At 37.8% G+C, this 26264-nt stretch carries 27 protein-coding genes and 1 tRNA gene; 4 read left to right on the top strand and 24 right to left on the bottom strand.

The window, feature by feature from the left end; all coding sequences use genetic code 11:
- Nucleotides 1–156 precede the first annotated feature (156 nt).
- The 14 genes from J0A69_RS20310 to J0A69_RS20375 all read right to left on the bottom strand — a co-directional run bounded on the left by J0A69_RS20310 (nt 157) and on the right by J0A69_RS20375 (nt 12852).
- Complete coding sequence (locus J0A69_RS20310; protein WP_206588465.1) at nt 157–1761, bottom strand: vitamin K epoxide reductase family protein; 1605 nt, start codon at nt 1759–1761, stop codon at nt 157–159.
- Between the two features lie 209 nt (nt 1762–1970).
- Nucleotides 1971–3278, bottom strand: a complete 1308-nt coding sequence (locus tag J0A69_RS20315; RefSeq protein WP_206588466.1) for an MFS transporter — start codon at nt 3276–3278, stop codon at nt 1971–1973.
- Between the two features lie 64 nt (nt 3279–3342).
- Nucleotides 3343–3807 (bottom strand): ExbD/TolR family protein, encoded by a 465-nt coding sequence (locus tag J0A69_RS20320; protein WP_206588467.1) that lies wholly within the window; start codon nt 3805–3807, stop codon nt 3343–3345.
- Between the two features lies 1 nt (nt 3808).
- The gene (locus J0A69_RS20325) at nt 3809–4444 is read right to left on the bottom strand and encodes an ExbD/TolR family protein (RefSeq protein WP_206588468.1); all 636 of its coding nucleotides are present in this window, start codon (nt 4442–4444) and stop codon (nt 3809–3811) included.
- 1 nt (nt 4445) lies between these two features.
- Complete coding sequence (locus tag J0A69_RS20330) at nt 4446–4775, bottom strand: hypothetical protein (protein ID WP_206588469.1); 330 nt, start codon at nt 4773–4775, stop codon at nt 4446–4448.
- 53 nt (nt 4776–4828) lie between these two features.
- On the bottom strand, nt 4829–5638 hold the full coding sequence (locus J0A69_RS20335; protein ID WP_206588470.1) for a MotA/TolQ/ExbB proton channel family protein: 810 nt from the start codon (nt 5636–5638) through the stop codon (nt 4829–4831).
- Between the two features lie 858 nt (nt 5639–6496).
- Nucleotides 6497–6584 (bottom strand) — tRNA-Ser (locus J0A69_RS20340).
- A 95-nt stretch (nt 6585–6679) separates the two neighbouring features.
- Nucleotides 6680–7747, bottom strand: coding sequence for an asparaginase (locus J0A69_RS20345; RefSeq protein ID WP_206588471.1), 1068 nt, complete (start codon nt 7745–7747; stop codon nt 6680–6682).
- A complete protein-coding gene (locus tag J0A69_RS20350; protein WP_206588472.1) occupies nt 7744–8520 on the bottom strand; it encodes a TatD family hydrolase in 777 nt (258 codons plus the stop codon). Before J0A69_RS20350 ends, J0A69_RS20345 begins: the two co-directional genes overlap by 4 nt.
- Complete coding sequence (locus J0A69_RS20355) at nt 8517–9626, bottom strand: glycosyltransferase (RefSeq protein WP_206588473.1); 1110 nt, start codon at nt 9624–9626, stop codon at nt 8517–8519. Before J0A69_RS20355 ends, J0A69_RS20350 begins: the two co-directional genes overlap by 4 nt.
- Nucleotides 9623–10249 (bottom strand): polysaccharide deacetylase family protein, encoded by a 627-nt coding sequence (locus J0A69_RS20360; RefSeq protein ID WP_206588474.1) that lies wholly within the window; start codon nt 10247–10249, stop codon nt 9623–9625. Before J0A69_RS20360 ends, J0A69_RS20355 begins: the two co-directional genes overlap by 4 nt.
- A gap of 2 nt (nt 10250–10251) precedes the next feature.
- A complete protein-coding gene (locus J0A69_RS20365) occupies nt 10252–11463 on the bottom strand; it encodes a PP2C family protein-serine/threonine phosphatase (protein WP_206588476.1) in 1212 nt (403 codons plus the stop codon).
- 3 nt (nt 11464–11466) lie between these two features.
- Nucleotides 11467–11718 (bottom strand): hypothetical protein, encoded by a 252-nt coding sequence (locus J0A69_RS20370; RefSeq protein ID WP_206588477.1) that lies wholly within the window; start codon nt 11716–11718, stop codon nt 11467–11469.
- A 21-nt stretch (nt 11719–11739) separates the two neighbouring features.
- On the bottom strand, nt 11740–12852 hold the full coding sequence (locus J0A69_RS20375; RefSeq protein WP_206588478.1) for a glycosyltransferase: 1113 nt from the start codon (nt 12850–12852) through the stop codon (nt 11740–11742).
- Between the two features lie 21 nt (nt 12853–12873).
- Here J0A69_RS20375 and ruvC point away from each other — a divergent pair, with 21 nt between their 5' ends.
- Nucleotides 12874–13449, top strand: a complete 576-nt coding sequence (gene ruvC, locus J0A69_RS20380; protein ID WP_206588479.1) for a crossover junction endodeoxyribonuclease RuvC — start codon at nt 12874–12876, stop codon at nt 13447–13449.
- Nucleotides 13450–13476: 27 nt separating this feature from the next.
- Here ruvC and J0A69_RS20385 read toward each other — a convergent pair whose 3' ends face one another.
- Nucleotides 13477–14025, bottom strand: coding sequence for a porin family protein (locus tag J0A69_RS20385; RefSeq protein WP_206588480.1), 549 nt, complete (start codon nt 14023–14025; stop codon nt 13477–13479).
- Nucleotides 14026–14164: 139 nt separating this feature from the next.
- The gene (locus J0A69_RS20390) at nt 14165–14716 is read right to left on the bottom strand and encodes a porin family protein (protein ID WP_206588481.1); all 552 of its coding nucleotides are present in this window, start codon (nt 14714–14716) and stop codon (nt 14165–14167) included.
- Nucleotides 14717–14895: 179 nt separating this feature from the next.
- Between J0A69_RS20390 and J0A69_RS20395 the strand changes: the two genes are divergently transcribed.
- From J0A69_RS20395 to J0A69_RS20405, 3 genes are all read left to right on the top strand, one after another.
- Nucleotides 14896–15459 (top strand): Crp/Fnr family transcriptional regulator, encoded by a 564-nt coding sequence (locus J0A69_RS20395; RefSeq protein WP_206588482.1) that lies wholly within the window; start codon nt 14896–14898, stop codon nt 15457–15459.
- Nucleotides 15460–15539: 80 nt separating this feature from the next.
- Entirely contained in the window at nt 15540–16835 is a 1296-nt protein-coding gene (locus J0A69_RS20400) for a parallel beta-helix domain-containing protein (protein WP_206588483.1), read from the top strand.
- 1 nt (nt 16836) lies between these two features.
- Entirely contained in the window at nt 16837–17940 is a 1104-nt protein-coding gene (locus tag J0A69_RS20405) for an SO2930 family diheme c-type cytochrome (RefSeq protein ID WP_236033044.1), read from the top strand.
- Nucleotides 17941–17990: 50 nt separating this feature from the next.
- Here J0A69_RS20405 and J0A69_RS20410 read toward each other — a convergent pair whose 3' ends face one another.
- The 8 genes from J0A69_RS20410 to J0A69_RS20445 form a co-directional block, all read right to left on the bottom strand.
- The gene (locus tag J0A69_RS20410) at nt 17991–18599 is read right to left on the bottom strand and encodes a porin family protein (RefSeq protein ID WP_206588484.1); all 609 of its coding nucleotides are present in this window, start codon (nt 18597–18599) and stop codon (nt 17991–17993) included.
- A 76-nt stretch (nt 18600–18675) separates the two neighbouring features.
- On the bottom strand, nt 18676–19749 hold the full coding sequence (locus J0A69_RS20415) for an alanine racemase (protein WP_206588485.1): 1074 nt from the start codon (nt 19747–19749) through the stop codon (nt 18676–18678).
- A 1-nt stretch (nt 19750) separates the two neighbouring features.
- On the bottom strand, nt 19751–20191 hold the full coding sequence (locus J0A69_RS20420; RefSeq protein ID WP_206588486.1) for a GNAT family N-acetyltransferase: 441 nt from the start codon (nt 20189–20191) through the stop codon (nt 19751–19753).
- On the bottom strand, nt 20188–21624 hold the full coding sequence (locus tag J0A69_RS20425) for a sodium:solute symporter family protein (protein WP_206588487.1): 1437 nt from the start codon (nt 21622–21624) through the stop codon (nt 20188–20190). The genes J0A69_RS20420 and J0A69_RS20425 overlap by 4 nt, the downstream gene beginning before the upstream one ends.
- Before the next feature lie 208 nt (nt 21625–21832).
- Nucleotides 21833–22198, bottom strand: coding sequence for a hypothetical protein (locus J0A69_RS20430; RefSeq protein ID WP_206588488.1), 366 nt, complete (start codon nt 22196–22198; stop codon nt 21833–21835).
- A gap of 203 nt (nt 22199–22401) precedes the next feature.
- Nucleotides 22402–23199, bottom strand: coding sequence for a hypothetical protein (locus tag J0A69_RS20435; protein ID WP_206588489.1), 798 nt, complete (start codon nt 23197–23199; stop codon nt 22402–22404).
- Between the two features lie 347 nt (nt 23200–23546).
- Nucleotides 23547–24296: a succinate dehydrogenase/fumarate reductase iron-sulfur subunit gene (locus J0A69_RS20440; protein WP_206588490.1), complete on the bottom strand. Its 750-nt coding sequence runs from the start codon at nt 24294–24296 to the stop codon at nt 23547–23549.
- 25 nt (nt 24297–24321) lie between these two features.
- Complete coding sequence (locus J0A69_RS20445; RefSeq protein ID WP_206588491.1) at nt 24322–26256, bottom strand: fumarate reductase/succinate dehydrogenase flavoprotein subunit; 1935 nt, start codon at nt 26254–26256, stop codon at nt 24322–24324.
- Nucleotides 26257–26264: the final 8 nt, after the last annotated feature.

Consider the following 26264-nt stretch of genomic DNA (forward strand, 5'->3'; position numbering starts at 1 on the left):
TGCAATTTTTACCTAGGCAATAGCCACAGTAGTCGAAAGCACTTAAATTACTTCCTCCAGATACAGATTTCAAATCAGATTCAGACAATAACTGAACATTCGGATTGTTTTTAATCTTACTAAACATGGTTTTTAAATTAAATAATTAAACATATATTAATAGTTGCCGGTCAACTCAACAGAAAATTCCTCCTTTATTCTATTTTCAAAATCGTCTATAAAATATAATATATCATCATATTTGTAATAAGAGGGAATAGCTTTATTATTAATAATCAATGAAGGGGTTAAATAAATATTATTTTCAAGAAACCAATCAAAGTTATCATTAAAAATAAAATCATTAATTTGACCATCAGAAGACCATATTTTAATCCATGCATCTACATCTTTTAATTTAACCCAACTTCTGTAAGCAGAAATAAACTTTTCCAAACCATATTTTGAATAAATATAATTCAACAACTTAATAACTAATCCCTTAGCATCATTATTCTTATTGCCACTAAAAAATCGAATCTCTAAATTAACCTGTTCTAAAAATGGCTCAATTTTAAAAAGTAAATTTTCAAACGCCTCCGAACAAGCTTTGCAAGTGGGATTACTTACAAGTACAATATTGATAAGTTTATCTTCTTCTTTACCTGAAAGAAAAATTCTATTCTCAGAGATAAAGGGGGAAAGCCTTAAAGTAGATTTTATTTTAGAATAAAATATATCAAAATTTCTTCTAATTCCTAAATATTCAAATTTATGTTTTATTAATTCCAAATAAGATTTATATACTCTAGAAGAAAAAGTAACCAAAGTAAGTAAAACTAAAAAAACTAAAAGATATAAAAAGGATTCTTGAATAAAATTAATTTTCAAAAAGGAAAAATCATTCAAAATTAGAAATATTGAAAAATTGATTAAAATCACAAGTGAAATCCATAAACAAAATTTACAAAAAATATTTAATATGAATTTTTGAACTATAACAGAATAAATAACAACTGGAATAGCAAGAGATAAGAGATACAAAATAATATTATAATTAAAATGAATAAGAAAAGAAAAAATTAACGTTAAAAAATAACTAACAGCCAAATGAGTAAGTTTAAAATTTAATATTTTTGAATAATCAGAAGATATGACTGCAGCACAATCAAATTCTTCACTTGTTTTACAGTGATCAAGTTTATTCGTAACCTCTGCCTTTTCAGAATCAAAAAATAAAATAGCAGAAATCAAAAAACCCGATAATAGAGGAACAAATAATATAAAGCTTTGCCAGGTATTTAAAAATAAATTAAATGCACAAAAAACACTTCCTAAAATAAAAGGTACTATTATCGCAATTTTATTTAAAGAATAAATTCTTGCTAAACTTTTTTCAGAAAAAGATAAATTTTCCTCGTTTAAAAAAACAAAAACAAAAGAGATTTCTTTATTTAATTGATCAAATTCATTCACAGAAATTCTTGAAAAATTCCCAGACTCTTCATAAATGAAAAAATACCCATTTTTTACAGAAACTTTACAAATCTTTTCAAAATCATTATTGAAACCAAACATGAAAAATTGCCCCTCTAGCTCCAAAGCATTATCAACTTTGCAAAAAACAGTTTCAATTCCTAATATTTTAAAAAGTTTAAAATAGCGATTAATTCCATATACACTTTGAGTTGAATAATAAACATCAAAAAATGTATTTTGTGATATTCTCATTCCAAAATCATTTATAATTTTTGAATGAATAAAAGTACTTCTAGCATCCATAAGAAATAATCTAAAACTTAGATCTTAATGTAAAAACTATTTTTCAAATTAAAAAAATTTAAATGTAAATTATTCTGATAAAAATTAGAATAATTTTAAGAGGGTAATATTCATTTATAATAATTACTCATTTTTTCATAACAATTATTGTCTTTTTATTAAATATTAAGTTAATACTTTAAGATTTTTACAACTAAATATGTGTTTATTTATTTTTTTAATAATTGATTTTTATCAATCGAAACAAGTAGTAAAAATCCGAGTCCAACCAAAAAGAAGATCCCTAATGATAAAGAGCTATTTCTCATGCTGCCAGTCAATTGCTCGATAATTCCATAAGAAAAAGTCCCTAAAACGATCGCTAACTTTTCGGTGACATCATAAAAACTAAAATAAGAAGCATGATCTGTCGTATTCCGAGGGATAAGTTTGGAATATGTGGATCTAGAAAGCGATTGGATTCCTCCCATAACCAAACCCACAACAAAAGCCAAAGCGAAGAATTCGTATACATCGTATACATAATAAGCTGCCCCGCAGATAAAAACCCAGATAATAACCATGATTACCAAACTCAGCTTATTCCCGAATTTCTTGGATATAAAAGCAAATAAATAACTTCCGCCAATCGCTACGAATTGGATGATCAGAATCGTTAAGATCAATTGATCTCCTGGGAGGCCCAGTTCCTTATCTCCAAAACTTGCAGCTAAATACATGACAGTTTGGACTCCCATAGAATAGAAAAAGAAGGAAGCAAGAAACTTATTCATCACATCTATCTTTCTCACTTCCAAAAAGACCTTTCTGATTTCCATATAGCCCTTTGCCAAAATCTCTTTTGTCACATTTTTACCAAAAGGGTTTTTTGGTAGAACACGGAATGTCAATTGCGCAAACCCAGCCCACCAAACACCAGTAATCAAGAAAGATAATCTTGCAGCTACACCATCATCTGGAAGCATGAAAACAGAGGGGAATTGAATCATTAATAGATTAAGCACCAATAATATTACTGAACCAATGTACCCTAAAGCAAAGCCTTTGGCACTTAAAAAGTCGTATTCACTTTCTTCAGAAATTTCAGGTAGGTAGGCATTATAAAATACTATACTTCCCGCATAACCTATACTGGCCAAGACACTGGCTATGATTCCGAACTCAAGATTACCACCGTCAAAAAAATACAAACCGATACATGAAATCGAACCTAAATAGGCAAAGAACTTCATAAACGAGAGTTTCTTCCCGGTTGAATCTGCAATCCCTGAGAGCAAAGGGGAAATCAAGGCAATAATCAAAAAGGAAAATGAAATGGAATAGGAATAAAGCACCGTATTGATCATCTCAAACCCAAAAAAGTTAACCAGATCTCCTCCATCAGCTGCTTTGGTTACGCTGTTGTAGTAAACAGGAAAAATTGTGGATGTAATAACAAGACTATAGACTGAATTGGCCCAATCATACATTGCCCATCCATTTTGGACTTTCTTTTTATTCTTTAGGGTTACTTGCATGGTAATAAACAAAAAAAGCTATCCCTGACTTGGGATAGCTTTAAATATACTGAAATGTTTCTATTTAGTCTTTTACAACTTTACCAACAGAAGCATAAAGAACTCTTCTGGCATCTGCTTCTCTGAGCTCAGTCTGAACATCAGAGATTGGACCCATTTTAACGTCTTTATCTACTTTCATTGAAATTGTAATTCCTCCACGATCTGCTTCAGGCAAAGCATCTCTTTCCTGATTTACCCACTGGACAATCTCATTTGTAGTGACCAAGACATCATTAGCTTGAATTCGAGGTTCAGTCCCATACAATGATGTGTTTTTTGGTTTTCCAATAAATAAATAGGATATCAATGTTTTCTTCTGAAGCTTCTGAAGCTGAGTAGCTTGAGGAATTTTTTGCTCAACCAATAACTCCTGCTCTCTCAACACGGTAGTTACCATGAAGAAGAAAAGAAGCATGAAGATAATATCAGGTAGCGCAGATGTAGGAATACTTACTTCTGCCTTTTGTTTATTTCCAAACTTTCCCATATCAATTACCTCCTATTTTATCTGGTTCTGCGATGGAAATCTGCATTGCAATGCCTTCTTTCCCTTTGTCTATTAGCGCTTGTTCCGCGTCATCTTTACCAGCAAGAGCTCTGTACTCATCAGTAGTCAAGTTTGCTCTTGTCGCATAGATATCAAAGTATGCTTTTTTCACCAAATCAAGAACTTCAAGGTACTTTTCATAGCTGGTACCTCTGTTTGTTTTGATGGAAACAACTGCTTCAGCAGGATGGTCAGAAGATGCTGGATCTCTTTTCGCTTCAGCTTGAAGAGAAGCAGGAAGAGAATTGTAAAGAGCTGCAGCTTCTTCATCCGGAGCACCGAAATTCAAAACGAAAGCTTTTACATCCTTATCTAGACCATCGGCATTATCTCTATACTCACCTTCTACTAGAAGATCATCGTTCGCATTGACAAGAATGGTGTAAATATTACGCTCATTCTTTTTAATGTCTGGAGGCGGAACGTTTGGATCTTGCTTAGGAGGGAGTACGTTCAAAATACCCTTATCCGATGCAATGGTAGTAGTGACGAGAAAGAAGATCAGGAGCAAGAAAGCTATGTCAGCCATAGAACCTGCATTGACCTCCGTACTCATTCTATTTTTCTTTCTAGCCATATTACTTTATCGCTTTATTAAATTCAGTGAAAACAATTCCTCCAATAGCTAAAATTGAAAGAATATAAGTCATGATTAACATGCCTCCAATAGATTTGGATTTTTCTGCGGTCATATTAATCTGTTCTGTTGTAAATTTAGGAAGTACTTCATCACTAGAAATTGAATAAGCAATAAAGAACAACACCGCAATACCTACGATACCTACTACTGTCTTAAGCAAGCTTTTTGGATTATCCAAAGACTTGATCAAAGGCATTACAATAGAGACGAAAGCTCCAAGTGCAATTAGTAAGTAACTACCGTATAATAAAATGTCATAAGTATCCATAATGTAGCTTTCTTTGGGGTTAACTTAAATAATTGAAACGCAGCTTTGACGGATTACTTACCAGTCAATTTGTGCTTCACCAAGATGTCTACCAAAGTGATAGAAGCATCTTCCATGTCGTTAACCAAAGAGTCAATTTTAGCAACACAATAGTTGTAGAACAACTGAAGGATGATCGCAACGATCAAACCAGCAACTGTAGTCAAAAGGGCGATTTTGATACCATTCGCCACAAGAGATGGAGAGATATCACCAGCAGCCTCAATAGAGTCAAATGCACCGATCATACCGATTACAGTACCCATGAAACCCAACATTGGAGCTAGAGAGATAAACAAAGAGATCCAAACAAGACCTTTTTCCAATCTACCCATTTCTACAGAACCATACGCAACAATAGACTTCTCTACCATTTCGATACCTTCTGAATATCTCATTAAACCTTGAGTAAAGATAGAAGCTACAGGGCCTTTGGTGTTTTTAGTAACATCCTTAGCTGCTTCTACTCCACCTGAAGAAAGAGCGTCTTCTACTTTAGCCAACAATTTCTTAGTGTTGGTAGTAGAAAGGTTCAAAGTGATGATTCTTTCAAGAGCTACAGCAAGACCTAAAATCAAACAGATCAATACTGGAGTCATAAACAAAGGATCACCTTCGATAAACTTCTCCTTTACTACTTGGTGGAAGCTTTGCTCCTCCTCGATGATCTCGTCATCGATGATTGTTGGTGATGCGGCAGGTTCTTCTACCACAGGAGCCATTTCTTCTTGAGCTGCAGTATCAGCTGCTGCTTCTTGTGCGTTTGCGAAAACAGGAACAAACATGATACCTGCAAGCATGAACAAAGCGATTAACTTTCTCATAATTTGATTTTTAAATAGACTTTTGATAAAGGTTAAATGGTTTCTACACTAAAATCGAGTTTTAAAGTTATCATTTTTTAAATTCAAAAAACAATGAACTCTTTTAGATTTTTTGGAAAAATCCTGCTTTTAGAGCGGAATTAGGGCAATTATTACACGAGCGGAAAATATTCCTTTGTACTGTAAAAGGCTTTTAAATCAGCCTACAAAGGTCAATTAACTCCTCACACAATTTATATTTTATCCCAAAAAACCTCATTAAGCCCTTTGTTTCAAGTAGATAAAGAAAGAACAATAAACTCTTTAAATATTTTTTGAATAATCAAACTTAACCCGATTTCGCAACTAAGTTACAAAAAATGATTTTCTATCCTCTCTTCTACCCTACTTTCCTAAAATCTTTTAACATTAATTATTTTTAAAAAATCTTAAGAGTTAGCTGAAAATTTAATAAGGATTACTGAAAATCCGTTATAAAGCCGAAACTACAACAATTTAATTCTTAGATCCTAACCATTATAACTAGTCAAAGGGATTGCTCATAGCCGCAATTATTCTGCACTTCCCCCTCGCGAATCTTCCTTCGGTCGATTTCGAACCCATTACTATATATCGAGGGTTCTCATCCCTTTTGGAATTCTTCTAAAAACAAAAAACCAGCTTCATTGCTAAAGCTGGTTTCTAATTATGCAGAGAGGAAGGGGTTGATCGTACCCGCAGCCACACTGCACTGCCCCTCGCGAATCTCCCTTCGGTCGATTTCGAACCCATTATAATTGATCGAGGGTTCTCATCCCTTTTGAAGTTCATCTAAAAACAAAAAACCAGCTTCATTGCTAAAGCTGGTTTCTAATTATGCAGAGAGGAAGGGATTCGAACCCTCGATACCCTTTAGGGGTATACACGCTTTCCAGGCGTGCTCCTTCAACCACTCGGACACCTCTCTGTATGTATTTTGGACTTGCCTTTGCAAATCGGAGTGCAAAGAAAAATATTATTCAAGCCGTTTCCAAATCAATATCTAAAATATCCTGATTTTCCTTAGGTGGTCATTTCTCCTGCAAGTGGAATGGTCAGGTATTTCTTTACTTCTTCCGCCGAAGTATACTGACCGAGCAAGAACATCAATTTGGTCACAGCAGCCTCTGTAGTAATGTCTGCACCACTTACCACTCCCACGTTCAAGAGCTCTTTGCTGGTTTCATACCTGCCTTGAATTACTCTACCTCCATTACATTGGGAAACGTTTAAAATAATCAGACCTTTTTTAACAGCACGTTCCAAAGATTTCATAAACCACTCCTCACTTGGCGAATTACCCGATCCATAGGTTTCAAGCACAACTCCTCGTAAGCCTTCAATATCAAAGCAGGCATCCATGATTTTGGATGTAATTCCTGGAAAAAGCTTCAATACCATCACTCGATTATCTAGTCTATTTTTATAAACTAGTTTTTTGCTTGGTTCATATGGTCTAATTGCCGCAGTATTATAATCTATAACGATGCCCGCTTCAGCCAATGAAGGGAAGTTTTCAGATTCAAATGCATCAAAATGTACAGACTGGACTTTCTTTGAGCGGTTACCTCTTAAAAGCATGTGATTAAAAAACACGCAAACCTCTGGGACTATAGGATTACCATTGATTTTTGCAGTTGCAATCTCCAATGAAGTCATTAGGTTTTCCCTTGCATCCGACCGCATAGCCGAAATAGGCAACTGAGCCCCAGTGAAAATAACCGGTTTATTCAACCCCTGAAGCATGTAGCTCATCATAGATGCTGAATATGCCATGGTATCGGTACCATGCAACACGACAAAACCATCATAGCTATCGTAATTTTCATATACGATATAGGCCATGTCTGTCCAATGCTTCATGGAAACGTTGGATGAATCTATCGGTTCAGGAAATGAAATAACCGTAATGGCTATGTTCATATTCGACAAAATCGGAATCTTCTCAAGAATCTGCCCAAAATTGAAAGGCACCAAAGATCCTGACTCATCATAGGCCATACCCAGCGTACCTCCTGTATAAATGATCAATACAGAAGATGTCTTGCTCGTTCTTAACCCCGTATTTAACCTTACTATCTTATAATTCATGGTTGAAACTCCCTGAACAAATCCAATGCATTCATTTTAGTTTTATTTGCCACTTCTTCTTTTGAAACAGCCAAATAGTCTCCAATTTTCTCTGCTATTATAGGCAAATAGGCTGGAGAATTTCTTTTCCCTCTAAAAGGTACTGGTGCCAGATATGGTGCATCTGTCTCTAAAACTAAACTATCTAACCCAATTTCGGGAATAACCTGATCCAATCCCCCATTTTTAAAAGTGGAAACTCCTCCAATACCAAGCAAGAAACCAAGTTCTATAATTTGTCTAGCCTGATCTATAGTTCCGGTGAAACAATGGAAGATCCCTTTCAGACTTCCATCTTGTGCATCTTTGATAATCTCAATTGTTTCATCCATGGATTCTCTGCAATGCAGCACAATTGGCAAATCCTTATCCTTCGCCCAATTAATCTGGATACCCAAAGCCTCCTTTTGCTGTTCAAAAAAAGATTTATCCCAATAAAGATCCAGTCCAATTTCTCCTACCGCGGCAAATGGTCTTTTATTCAACCATTCTTCCATGATATATAGCTGACTTTGGAAATCTTCCTTTACATCACAAGGATGTAATCCCATCATCGGTATACAGAGCCCAGGATATTTCTGCTCACAGGCCAACATGGCATCAATGGTCTCAACATCCACATTTGGCATATATACCCGCTCAATACCTGCATTCCGGATATCATCCATAACCTGATCCCTGTCAGAATCAAACTTAGAAGAATAAATATGTGCGTGGGTTTCTATCAGGTTCATGGGTATTGTCTGGACTTCCAGGTGATTTTGGAAGGCCAAAAATAATAAAGAATCGTCAGCGACGAGGAAAGCAGGTAATAAAAATCGTATAAACTCAACCAAATCCAAGAAAGCCTCCGCTCAGCTTTGGAAGAAATGAACCTCAGAAACAAAGCTTGAAGCAATATTTTTAAAAGCCAAATCCCTAATCCTATTGCTAAGTTTTGACTAATCAGATAAAAAATAGCCGGAAAAAACAATACTTGAAAGCTCAGGCAAATGATCCAAATCCAAGGCAAAGTTACTGCTCCTTTCACCCATCTTTTTCGCTGTTTCAATAAGGCTTCCCAATTTTTTTCTGCTTTTGTAAATAGTAGCATTGCAGAACTTACCTGCTGCTGGGTTTTGAAACCTGCATTTTTTATGAGTCTGGATATTTCAAGATCCTCGGTCAAAGAAAATGGGATTTTTTCAAATCCCCCTGATTTCTCATAAGCCTCTCTACTAATGACCATGTTATTTCCCAAGCCAGTGGTATGTGCTCCCCAATCCGAAACAACTTTGGTTATTCCTAATGTATTCCACCAGTCTATTTGCTGAAAATGGCTAAAGGGCGAGGTAGCTTGAACCTCCGTAACTCCATTTAAAATCCCAACTCTAGGACTAAAACTTGCGAGACCTTCTCTGATCCAATTAGGCCCTACACGGCAATCGGCATCTGTAAAGAAAAAAAAGTCGCCCTGAGCATATTTGCTCAAATAAGCTAAAGCGTTTGCTTTTCCATTTCCATGAAATTGATTAGAAACCTCAGGTTTCAAAGAGAAAAACTTCCGATTCGATTGATTTTCACACCAGTTCTTTAAAACTGAAAGCGTACCGTCCTCACTTTGATCATCAGCGATCAAAAATTCGATTTTATCCTTTGGGAAATCTAGCTTCTCAAAAGAAGCAAGTAACCTAGGAAGGTCTTGCTCTTCATTTCTTGCTGCTACCAAAATAGAAACAAAGGGAGGATCAGATTGAGAACTTTTTGAATGATTCTTCCAAAAAAAGGCAACGCGGATGATAAGAATGAAATATTGAATCACGACAATCCCTGCGATTGCAATACAGATAATTTCTATCAAAAAATTGCTGTTTTCCACCCTCTCTCTTGAATAGCGTCTAGGTAAGTTGGCAAAATTTTCGGTAAAATATCCCTGGTCTTCTCTTGATCATGAAACAGAGAGATGGCTCCGGCTTTGGTTTTTGCTAATGACTTTCGAAGGATCTTGGAAGGAGAGAGCCCTAAATCATAATCCCCGCTTAGCATAGTCCACATTATTATTTGATGTGTCTTCATAATTTCTTTTGCTTGAGCACCTGTCATTAAGCCATAAGGAGGCCTGAAAATTTTGGGTTGAACGCCCAAGACATCATTAATGATTTCATCGCAGTCAAAAAAATCATCGAGATAAGCCTGCTTTGTAGTTCTCCAACCATTCAAATGATGAAAAGTATGATTGCCAATGGTATTTCCTTGACTTAATACTGTCCTTGCCAAATGGGAATACTTTCTCACATTATCACCCACCATAAAAAATGTGGCATTCATATTTCTTTTTGACAATTCTTCCAACACAAAATCAGTCACACCAGGCACTGGTCCATCATCAAAAGTCAAATAAATAGAATCTAAATCCTGTTCCATTTCCCAAACCCGATCCGGAAAAAACTGTTGAACGATTTTTGGAACGGTATGAAAAACCATGGCTATTGGAATCTAAGACTCAATAAAGTCAAATCATCTCTCAGCGGTACATCTTGTGAGAAATCCTCCATTTTTTTGAAAAACTCCCTATGGAAGTCATCAGGATCCATGCAAAGATGTTTTTCAACAAATTGATCCAATCGCTCCTCTCCAAACTCTTCCTCACTTTGATTGATTGCCTCTGTTAAGCCATCGGTGTATAAGTGAATCGTAAATTGATTCAAATCCTTTCTTTCTCCAATTTCCAAAAATGGCAACTCGTCAAAAGCTCCCAAAATAGTCGTCCCAGCCTTTAGCAATTCACGAGATTCCTGACTTTCCCAGCAAAGAATCGGCGCATTATGACCAGCATTGACGTATTTGAGTGTTTTGGTTTTGGAATTATAATAGCCCAAGAAAAATGTAATAAACCGCTCTCCCTTGGTGTTTTCGTAAAGGGTATAATTCAACTGGTTGACTATCATTTTCAAATCTGCATCACTTCTAAGAAGAGTTCTTAGTGTGGCTTGAAAATTTGACATCAGTAGTGCTGCTGAAAAACCTTTTCCAGAAACATCAGCTATACAGAAAAACACCTCATCTTTGGACCGCTGAATCAAATCATAATAATCTCCTCCCACCATGCTATGAGGGAAGTAGGTTACTTTGGCTTTCAAGGCTTTGGTATCAGGAAGCTCTGAAGGAAATAACATTTGCTGCACTTGGCTGGCGATTGCAATCTCCCTGTTTAATACCTCCTGCTGTAATTGTTTCCTTGCAAAACGTTTGTTTTCCAAAGCCACTACCAAAATATTGGTCAAAGCTTGAGTGAAATCCAGGTCCAAATCCTGATCCATATCTTTCCTCCTGAGGAAAAGGATAGCTAGCATTTTATCCTTATGATAGACCGGAAGGTAGGTTTCCAATTCCTGAAAAGAATACCCATCCATCAACTCCAATCTCAATTGACCGGTTGATTTCTCTTCTTTAATATCATCAACAGGAATTAATGTAGGCACTTTGGATTTGACGCCGTGAGCGATCATCATCTCAAAGGCACCTTCTTTGGCTACATAGAGCACCAGGGACTTGATGTTCAAATGTACCAAACAGGTGAATTTGAAAATATTACCCAGCACCACTTCAGACTGATTTTCATTAATAGCCTGAGTGATCTCAAGCAGTGCTTTGAGCTCTAGTTCTTTCCGTTGATATTTAAAAGTTTCTGTATCCAATGATTACAAGGTATTATGGGCCATTAAGCCTTTTTTGGTAGCTAGGAAAAACATGGTTTTCCCCTCTTTTTTCACATCAACCTGATGAAAACATTCCTCATCAGGAGTTTTTAGGCACTTGATCAGGCCATTTTCATAAAGTCCCGCCAGAGTTGCCAAAATCGTCTGCTCCTCCCATCCGAGTGCAGTTGCCAAATATTCGAATGGTTGCACAAAATACAACTCATCCATCACTTCAAATTCCTGATCTGTCATGCCTTTTTCTTAAAAGCTAAATTAAAGAGATCTTCCATTCACTCTACCTTTCCAAACAAAATTTCCCTTGAGAGTCCCAAATGAAACCCAGAGAACATAAACTGGATGAAAAAAGGAAGTCATTAGTAACATCCTTTTAGGTAAAGGATACCCCAAACTTCTTAAAATTCTTCCAAAGGAACGGCCTTCTGACAATATTTTAGCTACCCAGCAAACCAAGAAGACAAAAAAACCAGCAGTTCCAAGAATAAATAAACTTACTGTAGAAATCCAAATGATTTGAACCAGCACAGGGATCAGAGCAATGGCGGCGTGTATAAATGAACCATGGGCTTTCCACTTTCCTGCCCAGCGAACTCTCTGAGCAAAGAGTTTTTTCCACTTATTTTCTGGTTCTGTCAGGATGAGGCTTTCCTTCCCAGTCAGATAAGTAATGGCTTCCGGACCAAAAGATGTGTTTATTTTTTTGAGTAGAAACTCATCGTCTCCCGAAGCTAAATGTTCATTTCCAGCATACCCATTTACTTTTTCAAATGCGCTTTTTCTGTAACAAAGGTTTGCTGCACTACACATGATGGGGTTGCTTTTTTTTATAGCAAAATTGGAAACCATCAAGATGCTGATCCATTCCAACTGCTGAAAGCTTTCGAGAAAACCCTGTTTTGTCTTACTGATGACCGGACCAGCTATTAGCTGGATTTTCGGATCTTGAAATGGTTTGACCATCTGATTTAGCCAATTTGAACCCCAAGTACAATCCGCATCCGTGCAGAGAATCAATTCATTCTTGGCATTCTTTATCCCCGTTTCGATTGCTGCTTTTTTTCCAACTCCATTATTTATAACAATATGAATTTTGGGTGACACATCATTTAGTGTCTTTAGCAATTCATAAGTTCGGTCCTCACTATGATCGTCTATTAGTATTACTTGAAAATCAGGATAGGCAATTTGCTGGATTTGGGAAATGAGCCGCGGTATATTTTCTTGCTCATTTCGAAGAGGAATCAGCAAAGTAAGAGAGGGATAATACTCGTGTTTGCTAAATTCAACAGCCTCTTCTTTCCAATAAGATGACATCCACCAAAGCAGGAGAAAATAAGAGAGTGACCAGATCAGGTAAAAACTTAGCATCTTTTCGGCTAACTTGCAGCAGTGAGTAAAGAAGTAAAAAATCCCCTGAAGGAAAAAATCATTTTAGGCATTGACCCGGGTACTACGGTCATGGGATACGGTTTGATCAAAACCGAAGGAAAAAAGTATGAGTTACTTCAATATGGTGTAATCCATTTAAAGAAATATGGAACTCATGAATTGAAGCTCAAGAAAATATTTGAGAGAATAACTGGAATCTTAGAAGAGTTTATCCCAGACTCAGTGGCCCTGGAAGCCCCATTTTATGGAGCAAATGTACAATCCATGCTCAAATTGGGAAGAGCACAGGGTGTAGCTATGGCGGCAGCTTTGGCAAGGGAAATCCCTATTACAGAATATTCTCCAAAAAAAGTAAAGCAGTCCGTCACTGGAAATGGCAATGCTTCCAAAGAACAGGTTGCTGCCATGCTTCAGACTCTTTTTAATTTGACGGAAATCCCTAAAATGCTAGATGCTACAGATGCTTTGGCTGTGGCGCTTTGCCATCATTTTCATGAGGGAAGAGTTCAGACCCGTGGGAGAAGTGAGGGATGGAAATCCTTTGTCCAGGAAAATCCAGATAGGATAAAAAAATAAACCCGGTGAAAGCCGGGTTTATTTGTATTAAAAGTCTTTTCCTATTGAAAGCTTAAAGCCCCTGTTTTTCACATCAGTGTCAAAATAATTCAAGTCCGAAATTCCGAGGTCGTAACTGCCTTGTATGTTAAATCCGAGTGGCAAATTGACTCCCACACCTAATACTGCCCCGATATCATAGCCTTTTACTACTTCCGTGCTCGTAGAGCTCGAATTTCCTAATTCGTAATTTCTGGATATCAAAAGAGATCCTTGAGGGCCTGCAAAAATATTCACTGCCGGTATAATATTCACTCTTACAAGCACAGGAATATCTATGTAATTTAATCGCTCATTGACATCATCTCCTGACTGTACATCAGTTCCTTTATAGCCTTTTTGAGAAAACTGAATCCCTGGTTCGATGGCTACTAGTCCAGCTTTGAGCTTGTAATATCCACCAACATGGAATCCTAATCTCGAGTCAAAGTTGGTATCTGAAAAGGTGGTGGAATTCAGTCCAGCACGGATACCGAATTGGGCCTGAGCAGTGGAGATGAGGCCGATCGAAAAGATTAAAAGAAGAAATTTTTTCATGGTTGGGTTAAATTTGAATTTTAAATCGATTCTAAGAAAATAATAATAACTGCTTTGTTTTTAGCAAGGCAACAAGCCAGCTTTGATTGATGTTACAAATATGTTTCCAAAACGATTCGGAAATTTTATAATTACTCAATTAAAAGAAATCAAAGCCCAGGGACATCTTGAAAACCTTGTTATGCTTATTGACATAGTTATCTCCTAGGTCTGTCTTAGCAATATCAAAGCTTACCTGAAAATTCACCCCATAGGGAAAATTCACCCCAATTCCTCCAACACCTCCAAATTCATTTTTGGTAAAAGCCTCTGTACTGGTATCCACAAATCCATCAAGCTCATATTTCCTGGACATCAGAAACGAAACTTGTGGTCCTACGAAAAGGTTTACCTCCGGCAAAAAATTAAAGCGGAGCAAAAGCGGAACATCCACATAATTCAATCGCTCATGGGAGACTTTGCCTGTATTTCTATCGTTCCCTCTATAGCCCTTTTGAGCAAATTGAATTCCCGGCTCGACTCCGATAAAGCCTAAATTCAAATTATAGTAAAGCCCTCCATGAATCCCCAAAATTGCATTGTAATTCGTATCCGTAAGATTACCGGAACTTAGACCTGCCCGGACTCCCGGTTGTGCATTTGCCCAGCTTAATAATCCTATTGAGAAAATGCATATCAAAAAAAGCCGCATAGTTAATTTGTTGGATGGTATGGTTTTAAAAGAATTTTACTCCGCAAAATGAAGATATTTTAATGTTTTTAATAGAAATAGGCCTTCATCTAAACTAGATTTTTTAATTTACTTAATAAATCTAGCAGAAGCTTTTGGTTTAAGATGACACAACTTCATTTTTTTGGCAAATAATCAAAATGGAAAAGATCCTGGGCATATTCGATAAATTCCCTTTTCTGAGCGACAGCTCAAAAACCGGCTTTCTTAGCAATCTGGAAGAAGTGAAATTTGAAAAAGGGGAATTATTAGAGGAAGAAGGTAAAGTCAGCCAATATCTGTATTACTTTTTGGAAGGTGCAGCTCGGAGTTATTACAGAAGAAACAATCGGGACATCACTGTTTCTTTTACGCTTGAAGGCGAGTTTGTCACAGCAATGCACTCTTTTATTTCAAGAAAGCCATCCTACGAAAATATTGAGACCTTGGAAAAGAGCAAGGCTTATAGAATTTCCCATGATACCCTGCTCAACATGTTTGAAAATTTCCCAGAAACAGAACGTGCCTATCGAATGATTCTGGAGGAATATTATATCGTATTAGAGGAGCAACAGATTTTTGCCAAATTCAAATCTGCAAGAGAACGGTATCTTGAATTAATGGAATACCGTCCCAAAGTCATTCAAAAAGCTTCAGTAGGCCATATTGCTTCCTACCTTGACATGAGTATCGAAACTCTCAGCCGGATCAGAGCAAAAATCTGATTTATTGATTTTCGTCAATAGTATTTTTTGTATAGCTGGGCAATCTTTGGCAATTAATTATGAATAAATGCCCAAATGCCATGAAAAAACATTTTCAACTTCTAATCCTACCTGCTTTTTTTCTGATTATAGCAGGATGTAACAGCAGCTCAAACGAGCAAACTTTTGATTCCTCAAAACTTCCGAGAGCATCTGAAGAACAGATTGAAAAGCTGGTCGAAGATTTCATCATGGTCGAAGATGGAGGTACGATTACGATCGAACCCTATTTTTATGATCTGCGCACACAGCTGATTCTCGACAACAAGAAAAACATCCAAATCAAAGGAGCCGGAATGGAGTCAACTGTTCTATCCTTTAGAAACTTAAAGACTGGTGGAGAGGGAGTGAAAATCGTTGGGGAAAATATTGTTTTGGAAGATTTCAGTGTAGAAGATGCTCCAGGAGATGGGATCAAAGCCCAACACACGGATGGAATTACCTTTAGAAAGCTGAATGTCACTTGGACCAATGGGGACAAGTCCAAAAATGGAACCTATGCTATCTATCCAGTCCAATGTAAAAATGTAGTTGTTGATGCCTGCATTGCTTCGCATTCCAAAGATGCAGGAATCTATGTAGGTCAATCCGAAAACATCATCGTCAAGAATTCACTGGCTTTTGGAAATGTAGCAGGAATTGAAATCGAAAACTGTGACAATGCGGAAGTCTTTAACAATGTTGCCAGAGATAATTCAGGTGGGATTTTAGTATTCAATTTGCCGGGTTTACCAAAATCTGATGGACATTCCACCAAGATTTATAACAATGAGATCATCGATAATAACCATGAAAATTTTGCTGTGGCTATTGGTGAAGATCCAAATGGCAACACCGTAACGATGATCCCTCCAGGCTCTGGAATCATTCTTTTGGCAGCAAAAAAAGTTGAGATTTTCAACAATAAGATCCTGAGAAATAAAACGACTGGTCTTGCCATCGCCAGCTATCAGATCACAGGTTTCCCTGCGGAAGCGCCAAATTGGTCCCCTTATACTTCAGAAATTTTCGTGCATGATAATACCTACGAGCGTACGCTTAAAATCCCTGATTTAAGCAGAGAATTGGGGCAATTGATCTCTGTTTATAATGCTTATGGCAAAGCAAAGACCCAAGACATCGTTTACGATGGTATTTGGGATGAGGAAATCTCTAAGACGATTGAAACGAACCCGATGAAAATATGCATTCAAGAAAAAGGCATTGAGAAATTACACTTCACTCGATTCTTTTTAATGGATGGCGAGGATAATATTAAGTCATTCAAGGATTACAACAATTTCCAGAATTGTCAGGTCAGTGTTTCTACGAATGTTTCTTCTTTGGCTTCGCTTTAAAATGAAAAACATTGCTGTCAAAACCATCCTTTACCTTTCTTTGGCTTGTCTGGCATTTCAACTGACAAGCTGTAATAAACCAGCTCCAGAGGTAAAGAGTCCAATTACTGAAGAACCAGATCAAACTGAAATGGCCGATGGAAGATTTCCATACAAATGGTTATCTACTTATGGTTTTTTCGAAGGTGATTTAGCTGATCTGAAACCAAATGAGCAGGTTGTTCTGTATCGTCCTGCATCCTCACTTTTCACAGACTATGCCCAGAAAAGCCGTTTTATTTCTGTGCCAGACAGTCAAAAAATCACTATTGAAGATGGAGAATTGAATTTCCCAGTTGGCACCATTTTGATCAAGAATTTTTACTATCCAAGCAACTTTCAAAATCCAGAGAGTGAAAAAAAAATCATAGAAACAAGATTGCTGATTCAGGAAGAGGGTGGCTGGGAAGCTTATCCTTATATCTGGAATGAAGAGCAAACTAATGCCGTTCTTAAGGTAGTCGGAGGGGAAAGAGAAGTTCGGTTCCGGGATGTCAATGGAGAAGATCAGGTCATCAATTATTTGATTCCAAATAAAAACCAATGTAAAACCTGTCATAACAAATCTGAATCCTTACAACCAATAGGAGTTAAAATCAAACATCTAAACTTTGAAATAGATTGGGTGGATACAAAAAGCAATCAATTGGCTCACTGGCAGGAATTGGGGATTTTGGAAGGATTTGAAGGGAAAGAAAATTACCCAGCCATGATCGACTACAACGATTCGGATCAGGTTTTGGCAGATCGAGCTATGGCTTATTTAGATATCAATTGCTCTCATTGCCATAGTCAGGAAGGTCCAGCTAGTACTTCAGGTTTGTTTCTGACTTTTGACCAAAAAGACCCAATGAAATTAGGCATTATGAAAATACCCGTAGCTGCTGGAAATGGAGCTGGCTCCTTTGACTTTGATATTTTCCCGGGGAAAGCGGATGAGTCAATTTTGGTTCACCGAATGAATTCCACAGAAGTGGGAACAGCAATGCCAGAGCTTGGGAGATCGACTATTCACAAAGAGGGAGTTGAACTGATCCGAGCCTGGATCGATGAAATGAAAAAATAAAAAAAGGGTTTCGAAATGTCGAAACCCTTTTTTGTGGTTTAGTTGGATGCTTAGAAAGTATATCCAAGGGATACTTTAAAACCTCTGTTATAAACATCTGCATCAGAATTTTTGAAAATCGGAGTCATTCCGTAATCATAAGATCCTTGGACATTAAATCCTTTTGGTAGGTTATACCCTAAACCAAAGACAATCCCCAAATCAGTTTCTTTGATATTGTCACTGTCGAATGATACAGTAGAACCGAAGAAATCTCCTTCAAATTTTGACTTAGAAAGAAAGGAAATCTGAGGTCCTGCAAAGAAATTAAAACCGTCTGTTGGATAGATTCTGAATAAAACTGGTATTTCTACATAGTTCAAAATAGCTCTGCTGTCAATCGCATCATCATTTTGAGTTCCTTTTACAGAGTAATAAATACCTGGCTCGATAGCGAATCTATCTGTAGCAAACAACATAGTATAAATACCTGCATGATAGCCAACTCGATTGGTATAATCATTTTCCGAAACGTCAGACCCTCCAAAATTATATAAACTGGCTCCTCCACGGATACCGAATCCACCAAGGTATTCATGATTGGTAGTAACGACTGTCTGCGCTTGGGTGAGACCTGAAGCAAAAACTCCAAAGGCAAGCAATAACAATAACTTTTTCATTTGTTTTAATAGTTGGTTTGTCCTCCTATCAATCCCATCTTGATGCCAAAAAATTTTCGCACCAAAAAGTCAAACGCTATTTTATTACTTTCTTGTCTACATAATCAGAGTTGAGAATACCTAAAGCACCCATGTATTTCAGTTCAAAATTTAAAGTATCTCCTACCTTATAATTTTGAGGGTTCTTAAAAAGATTGATGATGATCATATCTGAGCTTGCTCCGAGAATCTCGAAGTTCTGATCTTTTGGAATCAGGTATTTTGGATCCACATCCAAAAGTCCAATGTCCAGTATTGCCCGAAATGAACTCTGTCCATAAAGCCCTTCGTCGATTTCCGCGAGTTCACCTTGAGGGTTAGCAGCCAGGTTTCCAACGGGTAAGAGGGGTTTTTCCTGCATTTCTATGATTTCTGCGTGCAGTTCAAATACATCCCCATTCATTCCTTCAATCAGCTTTTCCTCGAAAAGATCCAAGCCAAAATATAAGGTTTCCCCTACTCTGAAATGATTGATTCCTTTGGGCAATTGATGAGTCAACATCAAAGGAATAGTAACAGATGTACCCGCCGAAACCCATGGAATTTCCTTGTTGAATTTGAGCTCAATAATCTGTTTGTAAAGTGACAGCTGAATCAACTTATCCGTAGAGGGCATGACGCCGTTCAGACAGTTAAGATTTGTGCCAAGACCTATGATTTCAATATTCGGTAACTGGAAGATTTGGGAATAAAATTCCACTAAGTGTTCTCCCATGACACCTTCCCGGAGGTCTCCGGTCTCCACCATGATGATGATCTTGTGCTTTTTATTTTGCAGGACCGCCTCTTCACTAATCCAATGAATGGTGTTGAGTTCACTGTTTAGACTGACATCCGCAAACTCTACCATTTTCCCCACATTTCTCTTGGAAACAGGCTTGATGTAGACAGTTTGCACATCCGGATTGATCTTTTTGACCATTGCCAGATTACTGATCCTGCTGTCATGAACTTCTTTGACACCCAAGTTGATTAGCTCCTGCAAAAACAAGCGGTTTCCGCAAAGTAGCTTTGAAACAACGCCCCAGGAAATATCCATATCCTCAAAGCGTTTCTTCAGAAATTCAAAATTCTCTTTGAGTTTGGTCTTATTTAATGTCAGGTAAGCCATTTTATTTTATCAATCTCATTTCGAGATATTTGTTGGTAAAGCCTAATCTTTCATAAAGTTTTCTAGCAGGATTATCTGGTTCCACATGCAATGCAATAGCTCCATTTGCCATTTTTATTGCCATTTCCATGATTTTCCCACCGATTCCATTTCCTCTTTGCGCGGCATCCACAGCGATGTAAACCAAAATATTTTCTGGAATATACCCAGACATCCCGGTTTTGTTCATCACCAAAGCCCCTACAATTTGTCCTTTTTCTCTTGCCATCACCACAAATCCTCCAGCATGAAGACCTTGGTCCAATGCATAATCCAGGCACTTCATGATGTCATCTTTTGGATCCCCATATTTACCTAGATGCTGGAAAAGAAAGTCAGCAATTTCATTTTTCTGTAGGAATGTAGCCGAGTCAATTGCTGAGAGTGTTTCAAGTTTGATCATATAGATTTTATCTTAGAGTCGTTAAATTTTTGAATGTAAACTACTGAGGCAAATGCCAGTAGGGAGACTGTCAAACCAAATAAATTGGCATCCAATCCAAATGGTAGCGCAACCTCCGCAATGGTCAATCCTGCGGTTACGCCTCCGCCAAGTATCATAGAAACAACAGCCGCCTGCCCGTTGTTTTGGTTAAAGAACAATCCACCGATGACAGGAACCAATAATCCCGACACCATAAAGGCGTAACTATATAGCATTAAGCTGAGTACTTCGGTCATTTGCCAAGCGATTAAAATTGCAACCCCTCCTATCAAAAGGGTCAAAACCTGGCTGACTCGCATCTCTGCTTTCAAGGATTTCCCTTTCAGAAACCTGCCTAGTAAATCCGTTGTCAAATTGCCTGAAGCAGCCATCAAACAGGAATCTGCAGTGGACAATACTGCTGAGAAATAGGCTGACATCATCAATCCTAAAATCCCAGCAGGCAAAATCTGACTTAATAGAACAGGAAGTCCCATTTCAGGATCCATTCCCAATCCAAAGCCTTCCAATGCTCCTTGCTCTACCGCCACCCGGGATAATAACCCCAAGGAAACACCCAAAAACGCCATTATAGGCCATTCGAATAAACCTGCGATAAACCAGGCTTTTTTGGCGGATTTGACATCTCGGGCCGCGAAAATCCGCTGATAAAGCGTCATACCTACAAACCAAATTGGGATGATAGTAATTCCCCAGTTGGCCAAATCTTGCCAACTTAAATTGGCAAAGGAGAAAAATTCGTCAGGCAAAGTGCTAGAAATACCTTCCCAACCTCCAACGAAATTATAGGCCATGGGTACTCCTATTAACATCAACCCAAGCATTAAAATAATCCACTGAATGGTATCGGTATAAATCACAGCCTTGAGTCCACCCATGACAGTATAAACCACAGCAATACCTCCCATTATCAATAATGCCAGGTGTAAATCAAGTGCTTCGAATGTCCCAGAAGCCAATTTTGCTCCGGCAAGGAGCTGGGAAGATGTAAATCCCAAATAGCCCAAAAAGCAAATGATAGCCGCAACCCTGGCCGCTGTGGAATTATAAAGGTGCCCGATAATTTGAGGGAAGGTGAAAAATTTAGCAAAAGCCGGATCTGATTTTACTCTTGGAATCAATAAAACTGCTGCCAGCCAAGCCCCTAATAAACCAGTGAAAAGCATCCAGGAACCTGAAATTCCCATGGCAAATCCCAATCCGCCGAGTCCAATGGAGAAGCCGCCACCTACATCAGTAGCTACGACAGAAAGTCCAATATGCCAACTACCTATATTCCTGCCGCCAACATAATAATCCTCCTGACCTGTGTTCTTTTTCATGTAAAAAAATCCCACACCTAGCATTGCCAGCATGTAGGCCAAAAAGATCCCCAGATCTATAAAACTCATACCTTACTTTGATTTGTAATAAATTCATTTTAAATTATAACTTTTCAAAGTTAGGCTTTTATGCTTAATTAAGCGAATTTCGATCTTTTTAATATTGAATTTTATCTTATAGTACAAAAATTAATTGCAATAATTAAATTTTTGAAAAATTGAGAAAATACTAAAAACTAGATTTTCTTTTTATTGAGGCCTAGTCTAGTCGCCGTTTTTAGTTTGTTTTTTTGAAAGTCAGTAATTCTCCTGATGGAGAGTCATAAAAATTTCCTATAGTCAATTTGTCGCTTGTAACTTTAAAATAATAGTCTTCAAATGTCATTGTACTTGCCAATGACCAATGGATCGAAATATTATTATTGGGTAAAAGCTTGTATTCATAAGGTCCGGTACGGTAAAGTTCAGCCCTTTTTAATAGCATGAATTCCTTGCCTTCAAAAAGAGTTTCGAAAGCCAATGTATCTGTTCCATTTTCTACATTAACCCAACTTCCTCTCAACTCTTTCACATCAACAATTTCTGAATCGTCTGTACAACTCAATAAAGCCAGTACCAAAATAATTACTATTCCGTATTTCATTTCTTTGAGTTTAAAATTCCGCGTTTTGTCGGTATAGACACAATAGTTATCAAAAGATTTTATAAAGGGAACGTTTTGCATTTGGCTTGTGGCGGTTTCGAAGCACTTTCCTGTCCACCGAGACCAAAGCTAACAACGAAGCGAAAACCTTGCTGGCAGCCGTTCACCCGCCATAAGCTATATGTGATGTTATGTGGTGTTTATTATTCTTTCTCAAAAAATATCCTAACAATATTATCGGTTTTAACCGGAATACCTTTGATTGTCCCTGGTATCCATCTAGAATAACTAGTTTTTAGTTCCCTTACTGCAATTTTGAATAAATCATCTCGATATTTCTCATTCTCTTCCATTTGAGGGACAAAATTATTTATGTAAAAGTCTGAGATTGTGCTGTCTTTTTCTACTATAAAACCTAGGTCAAGAAAGGGCCAACCTCCGAATTCAGATTTATTTTTCACAACGTTGATATTATTTACTTTTATAGTTGTTAAATAATCTCCGGTTCTTTCTATTTCTTTTGGTAGTCTTGGTCTTTCATCAGAATCCCAGTATTTCACAAGTATATCTTCTGATTGAGTTCGAAATAAGAAAAGACTATCAGCTTTTTCATGAAGTTTTTCTTTGAAACCTATTCCATATTTTTCAATAATTACTTTATCCATGAAATCCCCATAACAACCCTGTGTTTGACCTTCATAAATTACATCACTTATTAAGTCAAAATCGAATACCAATCCATATTGTTTGCAAAGTTTCCTTAACTCATTTTCATATCGAATTTCTCCGAAAAGAAACCCTATAGTTTGGGTGAATACAATCCTTCCATTTTCTATATTCTTTTTAGCTCTTTCTATTTCAGAAATGCAGAGAGTGTCATTTGAATTAGGATTATTTACATATTGAATTCTCTCAGGTAATTCATCTATATAAAAATTCTGCTCGTCCTGTGAATAAGCATCAAATGAGATTAGTAAGAAAATTAGGAATAGGTGCCTCATATTATTTCAATGCCACATAACAATTGTGTATACGGAACTAGTTTCGCATATATTTCATTTAGCTGAATGGGTATAGGGCTCAGTTTTTTCCCATCCAACATCCATTCAGCCTTTCAAAATAGGAAATAATCTTTTCTAAAAATCACATAAATCCCAGCTTTCAATCAAGTTCCACTAAAAAATTCGGAAAAATCTGTACAGATTAACCCAATCTCGCCAAAAGCGCAAGAGTTTCGCATATCTCCTAAAAATGGAAGATATGCGAAACTCCTACCTCACTTAGTGAAATCTCGCCAAAACAAAAAAGCCGACTTTCGCCGGCTTTTACTCTAAACTTTATCTTTTACTTAAACATTGTCACTGCTTAATACCGCAGAGAAATATTCTCTGTTCATTCTAGCAATATTAGTCAAGCTGATCCCTTTTGGACATTCTGCAGCACAAGCACCTGTATTGGTACAAGCACCGAAACCTTCTGCGTCCATTTGGGCGATCATTTTCTCAGCTCTGTTTTTACGCTCTACCTGTCCCTGTGGCAGCATAGCCAACTGAGAGATTTTTGCAGAGGTAAATAGCATAGCAGAAGCATTTTTACATGCAGCTACGCAAGCACCACAACCGATACAAGTTGCCGCATCAAAAGCCTCATCAGCGATTACTTTTGGAATCGGAATTTCGTTGGCATCAGGAACACCACCTGTATTTACAGATACATATCCTCCAGCCTGAATGATTCTGTCAAAGGCAGATCTGTTTACGACCAAATCTTTCACCACAGGGAAAGCTGCAGCTCTCCATGGCTCTATCGTAATGGTATCTCCATCTGAGAAAGATCTCATGTGAAGCTGGCAAGTAGTCGTCTGCTGTGGTCCATGAGGTTTTCCGTTGATGTACAAAGAACACATTCCGCAAATGCCTTCTCGGCAATCGTGGTCAAAATGTACCGGATCTTCTCCTTTTTCGGCAAGCTCCTCATTTAGTACATCCAACATTTCCAAAAAGGACATATCCTTGGAAATTCCATCCAATGGATAGGTGACGAATCCTCCTTGATCAGAAGCATTCTTTTGTCTCCATACTTTCAATGTCAATTTCATATAGCTATGAATTTTTGTCTAGCGATTATTTGTAAGATCTCTGGGTCAACTTCACGTTTTCAAACACAAGCGGCTCTTTATTCAGCTCCTCTTCCTGTCCTTCACCCATGTATTTCCAGGCAGCAACGTATGCATAGTTTTCATCATCACGCAATGCCTCTCCTTCCGGAGTCTGGTATTCTTCTCTGAAGTGACCTCCACAAGATTCATTTCTGTTCAGCGCATCATCGATCATCAGTTCTCCCAATTCAATGAAATCTGCTACTCGATGTGCTTTTTCCAAAGACTGATTCAGTTCTTCATTTGTCCCTAGGACTTTCACGTCCTTCCAGAATTCTGCTTTCAAAGCTTTGATATCAGCTTTCGCTTTAGTCAAACCTTCTGCAGTTCTAGCCATTCCGCACTCATTCCACATGATTTTACCCAAACGCTTATGGAAATGATCCACAGTTTTAGAACCATTGATGGAAAGTAATTTCTGGATTTTAGCTTTTACTTCGTCTGCGGCTTTGGTGAATTCAGGATGGTTCGGATCTACTTTGGTAGCCAGGTTTTGAGCCAGGTAATCTCCCAAAGTGTAAGGAATCACGAAATAACCGTCGGCAAGACCCTGCATCAAAGCAGATGCTCCCAATCTATTTGCTCCGTGATCTGAGAAATTAGCTTCTCCCAAAGCATACAACCCAGGAACAGTAGTCATCAAATTATAGTCTACCCAAAGTCCACCCATTGTATAGTGAACCGCAGGGTAAATCATCATTGGTGTCTGGTAAGGGTTTTCACCGGTGATCTGCTGATACATGTCAAACAGGTTGCCGTATCTCGCACGGATCGAATCTTCACCGTCTCGTTTGATTGCATCTCTGAAATCCAAGAATACCGCCTCACCTGTTTCATTTACGCCTCTACCTTCATCACAAACATACTTGGCATTTCTAGAAGCCACGTCACGTGGAACCAGGTTACCAAAGCTTGGGTATTTTCTTTCTAGGTAATAATCTCTGTCTTCGTCCTTGATTTCAGAAGGTTTGATCTGACCTTTTCTTAGCTTCTCAGCCATTTCCACAGTTTTCGGTACCCAAACTCTACCGTCATTTCTAAGGGATTCAGACATCAATGTCAACTTGGATTGATGATCCCCAGAAACTGGAATACAAGTTGGGTGGATTTGCGTGTAGCAAGGGTTTGCGAAGAAAGCTCCTTTTTTATGTGCTCTCCATGCGGCGGTCACATTCGATCCCATTGCATTGGTAGAAAGGAAAAACACATTACCATATCCACCAGTGCAAAGCAATACTGCATGAGCAGCATGAGTTTCTATTGCACCTGTGATCAGATTTCTTGTCACAATTCCTCTTGCCTCTCCATCGATGGTCACAAGGTCCATCATTTCAGTTCGAGGATAAAGCTTCACTTTACCATTGGCAACTTGTCTGCTCAATGCAGAATAAGCTCCCAAAAGCAATTGCTGTCCGGTTTGACCTCTTGCGTAAAAAGTTCTGGAAACTTGAGCTCCACCAAAAGATCGGTTAGCTAGCAAACCTCCATACTCTCTGGCGAAAGGAACCCCTTGAGCCACACATTGGTCAATGATATTGACGGAAACTTCTGCAAGTCTGTACACATTGGACTCTCTTGCTCTGTAGTCTCCACCTTTAATGGTATCGTAGAATAATCTGAAAACAGAGTCACCATCATTTTGATAGTTTTTTGCGGCATTGATACCTCCTTGTGCTGCAATTGAGTGTGCTCTTCTTGGGCTGTCCTGGAAACAAAATGCTTTCACATTGTATCCCAACTCAGCTAAAGAGGCAGCGGCAGAGGCTCCTGCCAATCCTGTACCAACGACGATAACTTCGTATTTTCTCTTGTTTGCGGGATTTACCAGCTTACTGGTAAATTTATGCTTGGTCCACTTTTCGGCTAATGGGCCTGCAGGTGATTTTGAATCTAGTATCATACGGGACT

It is taken from the genome of Algoriphagus pacificus (assembly GCF_017254845.1).
GTDB classification, from domain to species: domain Bacteria; phylum Bacteroidota; class Bacteroidia; order Cytophagales; family Cyclobacteriaceae; genus Algoriphagus; species Algoriphagus pacificus.